The 5,840-nt window shown below is 41.0% G+C and carries 7 protein-coding genes; 6 read left to right on the top strand and 1 reads right to left on the bottom strand.

From position 1 onward, the window contains the following. On the top strand, window positions 1-472 hold a 472-nt coding region (locus VNZ46_RS01460; protein WP_325558294.1), incomplete at its 5' end, for a M13-type metalloendopeptidase. Between the two features lie 113 nt (window positions 473-585). Here VNZ46_RS01460 and VNZ46_RS01455 read toward each other — a convergent pair. After that, window positions 586-1,614 carry a DUF481 domain-containing protein gene (locus tag VNZ46_RS01455; protein WP_325558293.1) on the bottom strand — a complete coding sequence of 343 codons (1,029 nt, stop codon included), beginning with the start codon at window positions 1,612-1,614 and terminating at the stop codon, window positions 586-588. A 67-nt stretch (window positions 1,615-1,681) separates the two neighbouring features. On the opposite strand from VNZ46_RS01455, the gene VNZ46_RS01450 reads away from it, so the two are divergent. From VNZ46_RS01450 to VNZ46_RS01430, 5 genes are all read left to right on the top strand, one after another. Beyond that, window positions 1,682-2,086, top strand: a complete 405-nt coding sequence (locus tag VNZ46_RS01450; protein WP_325558292.1) for a VOC family protein — start codon at window positions 1,682-1,684, stop codon at window positions 2,084-2,086. Between the two features lie 21 nt (window positions 2,087-2,107). Continuing rightward, complete coding sequence (locus VNZ46_RS01445; RefSeq protein ID WP_325558291.1) at window positions 2,108-3,451, top strand: TolC family protein; 1,344 nt, start codon at window positions 2,108-2,110, stop codon at window positions 3,449-3,451. A 2-nt stretch (window positions 3,452-3,453) separates the two neighbouring features. Then, window positions 3,454-4,749: an efflux RND transporter periplasmic adaptor subunit gene (locus VNZ46_RS01440; protein WP_325558290.1), complete on the top strand. Its 1,296-nt coding sequence runs from the start codon at window positions 3,454-3,456 to the stop codon at window positions 4,747-4,749. Window positions 4,750-4,818: 69 nt separating this feature from the next. Beyond that, complete coding sequence (locus VNZ46_RS01435; RefSeq protein ID WP_325558289.1) at window positions 4,819-5,568, top strand: ABC transporter ATP-binding protein; 750 nt, start codon at window positions 4,819-4,821, stop codon at window positions 5,566-5,568. Between the two features lie 11 nt (window positions 5,569-5,579). Next, a partial coding sequence (locus VNZ46_RS01430) for an ABC transporter permease (protein ID WP_325558288.1) occupies window positions 5,580-5,840 on the top strand: 261 nt, incomplete at its 3' end.

The following is a 5,840-nucleotide window of genomic DNA, read 5'->3' as shown; positions in this document are numbered from 1 at the left end:
CGATGATCAGGGAAGGAAATTTGATGAAGCCGGAAATCTTCGTGACTGGTGGCAGCCCAGTGATGCAAAGCAATTCAACGCCAGTGCTGCCAGAATCATTCGGCAGTTTAATGAATTTGTACCGGTAGATACGCTCCACGTGAACGGAGAAGCCAGCCAGGGAGAAAATATTGCGGACCTGGGTGGTGTATTGCTTGGGTGGGATGCTTTTTCAAAAACTGAAACATTTAAAAAAGGAGAAAAAATCGGCGGGTTTACGCCTGCCCAGCGTTATTTTCTTGGATATGCCTATGGCTGGTTGTATAGTGAAAGAAAAGAAGTGTTGGCAGCTCAACTGATGACTGATGTGCATGCACCCTCAAAGGAAAGAGTCAATGGGCCCATGGCTAATATTCCGGCATTCTACGAAGCATTCAATGTTAAACCCGGCGATAAAATGTATCGTCCGGATAGTTTGAGGGTAAGCATATAGTGATACAAGTGTGAGAGTGTGAGAGTGTGAGAGGGAAGTATGTGAGTATAAGAGTATAAGAGTATGGGCTAAAATTCATAATTCATAATCCATAATTAAGAAGTTCTTGCATCTCAAAATTTATATGAAAGCCCCACTACCAGCCCGAAATCAAATGTACTACTGCTACCGGCGGGTGGTTTACTGTCGAAATTTGTATAAGGGTTGATATTCAGGTAAAAATATCTAATGAGCTGCCAGGAAAAATTGGTGCTTCCGTCATACCGGATTCGTCCTTGTTGCGATAAGCTGAAATAGACAGTTTGTGTACTGCTGATCTGAATATCCGGGCTATGAAATTGATAGAAATTGAATTGCAACATGACAGGAACTTCAAACAGAAGTCCGCTTGCGATGCCTTCCGTACTTTTTTCCTGAGAAAACGTTATTCCGGTTACTGCGAACAATCGCAAATTCTTTTTTATTACAAGGTTGTTACCACCTCCAATCAACCCCAAATACCTTCTTGAAATGGACAATTCCAGGTTCCTCTGATATTGGCCTGAACCTGCAAGAAACCAAACCGGAGTAAGATCATGCGTAACAAATAACTGAAGATTTTCATTATCCCTCGAATACCTGCCGGAATCTATAGATGCGATCGTAGAGGCAGATAATTGGTAATCCAATATTTTGGTAGCAAACTTAACGTTTGCACTAAAATTAACCTGGCCAATTCCACTGGATTTTGTAAAACTTAACCCCGCTGCAACATTTCCATTTAACCGCTTAAAAAAATTGTTATCCAGGGAAATAAGCTGATAAATCTGAGTAATATGGATAGGAATACTTTTCCCGTCAACAGTATAAATATCCACCCACCCCTCTTTACCAGATGTCTTTAATGAACCGTAGAGTATTCTTTTGTCAACTGTTTCAACTTTAAACCGTTCCTGAATTACTAAAGTTTTAATCTTAATTAATTTGACGTTAAGCATTTTTAGATCTATGTCGTCAATGGAAATTAAACCCAGGTTAGCGCCCTTAACGGGTCCTATCAGCACCTGGCCATTATAAAGAATAATTGAATCCTTATCCTGACAAAAAGTTTTACTGCTGAAGCAACAAAAGGCAAAAAAAGTGATTGCAAATATTCTGAACATCGAATTGGTTTGCTGTGCCCGAAATGTATGAACAAAAATAACAGCTTAATTGAGATAAATTTATATAATGAAACAGTTTATAGCATATCTCGCGCTCGTAGTTAAGGATTATGATGAAGCCATAAATTTCTATACCCGGAAGCTTGGTTTTCGTTTGATTGAAAACACAGTCTTATCCGAAACTAAAAGATGGGTAATCGTCGCTCCACCGGGAAACGGTGAATGTTCTCTTTTACTGGCCAAAGCTAACGGCCTAGAGCAATTGAAAGCCGTTGGCAATCAAACAGGCGGTCGCGTTTTTTTATTTCTTTATACAGATGATTTTTACAGGGATTATAAGGCCATGATGGAAAAAGGAATTCATTTTGTAAGGCAACCGGCTAAGGAAGGATATGGAACTGTAGCTGTTTTTGAAGATTTATATGGAAATCTTTGGGACCTTATTGAGCCCTCTGGCATACCCATTGCTTAGTTAACGTAATTTTAATTAATTATGTTAGCAAAAGTACTGGCGTGCGGATTCTTATTTCTTAGTTGTATTAGCAACAATTCCCTGAAAGCCCAGAATGACAGTGCACAACAGTTTCCATCGAAATGGGACCTCCAAACATGTCTGGATTATGCGAAGAGAAATAACATCCAGTTAAATACTTTACGCTTCAGCCAGCAAATCAACAAACAGGACCTGCTTCTTGCCAGGGCAGCAAAATATCCCAATTTGTTTGGGAATTTAGGGCAAAACTTTACACATAGTACGAATGCAAACCCTGTTGTAGGTGGATTTGCAACCCAATCCAGTTTTGCCAGCAATAGTTCTCTTACTTCGGCCTGGACAGTATTCAACGGTGGCTATTTGAACTATAATATCAAAATAAAAAATCTCGATTTGAACCAGGCAGGACTCAATATTGATCAGTCAATAAACAGTCTTACAATTGAGATTACACAGGACTTTCTTAATATCCTATTAGCAAAAGAAAATATCATCTATGTTGAGGATCTGGTAAAAACCTCAGAAGCACAGCAGGATCAGGGCAACAAGCTTTATAGTGCAGGAAGCATCGCGAGGAATGCATTGATAGAATTAGAAGCGCAAACAGCAACGGATAAATACAACCTTGTCAGTGCGCAAAGTGCATACCGGCAGAATTTATTAAACTTAAAACAGTTGCTACAACTGCCATGGAGTTATTCTTTGGATATAGCCATTCCGGATACGATAATAGCTACAGCCCTGATGCCATCTTTAGATGAAGTACAAAGAATAGCTTTGGCAACCCGGCCTGAAATAAAATATGCAGAAACGGGTTTGGATATTGCTCAAATGAATCTGAAAACTGCAAAGGCCCAGACTCTTCCTGTTGCCAGTATTGGTGCTTCCCTGGCTACAGGCTATTCTAATAATGAATCGGTCGAATACCTCAAACAATTGGATAATAACTTTTACCAGCGGGTCGGATTGTCCATTTCGATTCCCATTTTCAATAACCGCATTTACAGAACACAGATTGAAGTAAGTAAAATTGAAATAGAGCAGGCTAAACTTTCATTGCAGGGCGCCAAAACAACTTTGTCCCAACTGGTTGAACAGGCATATATCAATGTGTTAAATGCGCAGGCCCAGTACGATGCTGCTGTTGTTCAACTGAAGGCGAGCCAGGAAAGTTACCGGGTAGTAAGTGAGCAGTTTAAATATGGCGCGGCTAACCTGGTGGAGCTTCTACAACAAAAAAATCTTTATGTGCAGGCATTGCAGGGCTATATTCAGGCAAAATATACTGCGGCCCTGAATCTGGAAATTTATAATTTTTACAGAGGCGAACCGGTCAAATTATAGAAATGAAAAAGTATAAATCAATAATTATTATCACTCTTCTGCTCTTAACCGGAGCGGGAATTTGGTTTTTTTTTTACAGGAAGCAGGACCCTAAAATATTTGTCATTACAGAAAAGCCTCAGATTGGTTATATTTCAAAAAGTGTAACCGCTACGGGTACAATACAACCGGTGGATACTGTAGCGGTAGGTTCCCAGGTATCCGGAACTATTGCCAAAATATTTACAGACTTCAATGCGAAGGTAACTAAGGGACAATTGATTGCCGAAATGGATAAATCCCTTTTTACAGCTCAGGTGGATCAGTATAAAGCCAACCTTGAATTAGCAAAAGCTACACTGGCGTATCAAAAAAGTAATTTTGACCGTCAGTCACTTCTCTTCAATTCAGGCTCAATCAGTAAAGCGGATTACGAGACCGCCCAGGATCAATACCTTACTGCAAAAGCAACGGTGGCCAGTGTGCAGGCACAACTGGATGCGAATTTAAAAAATCTTTCTTACGCGAGTATATATTCTCCAGTTAATGGAGTGGTTCTGCTGCGTAATATCAGCGTAGGTCAAACGGTAGCAGCTTCTTTCAATACTCCTACGCTGTTTATAATTGCAAAGGATATTACCAAGATGCAGGTTCGTGCGGCCGTGGATGAAGCAGATATCGGTGATGTAACAGATAGTCAGCGCGTGATTTTTACCGTTGATGCTTATCCGGATATTACTTTCACAGGTAAAGTGAATCAGATCAGACTTGAACCGGTTGTGTCCGCAAATGTGGTAACCTATACAACAATTGTTACAGCCCCCAACGATGACCTCAAACTTAAACCCGGGATGACTGCGAATATTTTTATTTACACAAAGGAAGTTGACAGTGCTATGCTGATTTCATCCAAGGCCCTCAAGTTTAAGCCCGATCCGTCATTGGCTAATCAATATAAAATATTGGCCCTTCCTCCATCCACCAAACCTCAACAAAATGGTCAGACTGCCAGGAATAGTACAGGCTCAGGTTCAACCAAGCGGAATGCCGGCAACCTCACAGACAGCAGCGCCAGAAAAAAAAGCGTTGCATTTGTATGGGTGCAATTCGGTGACAGCCTGGAAGAGAAAAAAATTCACACCGGCCTGAATGATGATACACATGTGGAGGTACTGGACGGATTGACATTGAGTGATAGCGTGATCGCGGGTATCAGCCAGGCAGGTGCCAATACGGCTCCTGTCAGCAGTGCGCCACCAAAAAGCCCTTTTATGCCGTCAAGACAACAAACACCAAAGCCGAAGGCCAGCAGACCCTGATATGATTTTGTTTTGAGAAGAACGGGCAAACAAAGATTTTACAATGATGTTCTTTATATCGTAATCGGGATGAATAATAAAATACTGGAATTAAAAAATATTAAACGCGAATTCAAAATGGGCAGTGAAACGGTGAGGGCACTGAAAGATATAAGTTTTGAAGTGGCGACAGGAGAATTTGTTACTATCATGGGCGCCAGCGGTTCAGGGAAAACCACTCTGCTTAATATGCTTGGTTGCCTTGATAAACAAACCGATGGCGTTTATCTGCTGGATGGTGTTGATGTAGGCAAACTCTCCCGAAATGAACTCGCACATTTAAGAAATAATAAAATTGGATTTGTGTTCCAGTCATATAATCTGCTTCCCCGGACCTCGGCACTGGAAAATGTTGAATTACCTTTAATGTATAATAACACAATTAAAACAAAAGACAGAAAAGACCGCGCAATCAGGGCATTGGAAGCAGTGGACCTGGCCAACAGGCTTGATCACACGCCTAACCAGTTATCTGGCGGTCAGCAGCAACGAGTAGCAATAGCAAGGGCATTAATAAATGAACCGGTAATGATACTTGCCGATGAGGCAACCGGCAATCTGGACACAAAAACTTCTTTCGGTATTATGGCGTTACTACAGGAATTGAATGAGAACCATGGGAAAACAATCGTGTTTGTTACGCATGAACCTGATATCGCCCAATTCAGCAGCCGTACAATAACCCTGAGGGATGGTAAAATTATTAAGGACTATATCAATGAAAATAAAAAGAACGCAAAAGAATCCCTGGCAGCATTACCGGCAGATGATGACATTTAATATAAATTATCATGAATTTTATAAACCTCATCCGAATTGCCTTTAAAGCATTGCTGCGAAATAAACTGCGGGCATTTCTGACTATGCTGGGGATTATCATAGGTGTTGCTTCTGTAATCGCCATGGTTGCAATCGGGCAGGGTTCCAAGCAAAGCATTCAGACCCAGTTATCAGGGATGGGCTCTAATATGATCGTGATCCGTCCCAACAGTAATGTTACAGGCGGGGTTCGCCTGGATGCAACTTCGGTGCAGGACTTAACTATCAATGAT

Origin of the sequence: Pedobacter sp. (assembly GCF_035566355.1) — a bacterium.
Classification (GTDB): Bacteria; Bacteroidota; Bacteroidia; order Sphingobacteriales; family Sphingobacteriaceae; genus Pedobacter.
Note: the sequence above shows the minus strand (reverse complement) of the source record. Positions and strands in the feature narration are given on the sequence as shown.

Coding starts and splice junctions, on each gene's coding strand:
- VNZ46_RS01455 (WP_325558293.1), bottom strand. CDS start 1,614: ATGTTCAGAATATTTGCAATCACTTTTTTTGCCTTTTGTTGCTTCAGC.
- VNZ46_RS01450 (WP_325558292.1), top strand. CDS start 1,682: ATGAAACAGTTTATAGCATATCTCGCGCTCGTAGTTAAGGATTATGAT.
- VNZ46_RS01445 (WP_325558291.1), top strand. CDS start 2,108: ATGTTAGCAAAAGTACTGGCGTGCGGATTCTTATTTCTTAGTTGTATT.
- VNZ46_RS01440 (WP_325558290.1), top strand. CDS start 3,454: ATGAAAAAGTATAAATCAATAATTATTATCACTCTTCTGCTCTTAACC.
- VNZ46_RS01435 (WP_325558289.1), top strand. CDS start 4,819: ATGAATAATAAAATACTGGAATTAAAAAATATTAAACGCGAATTCAAA.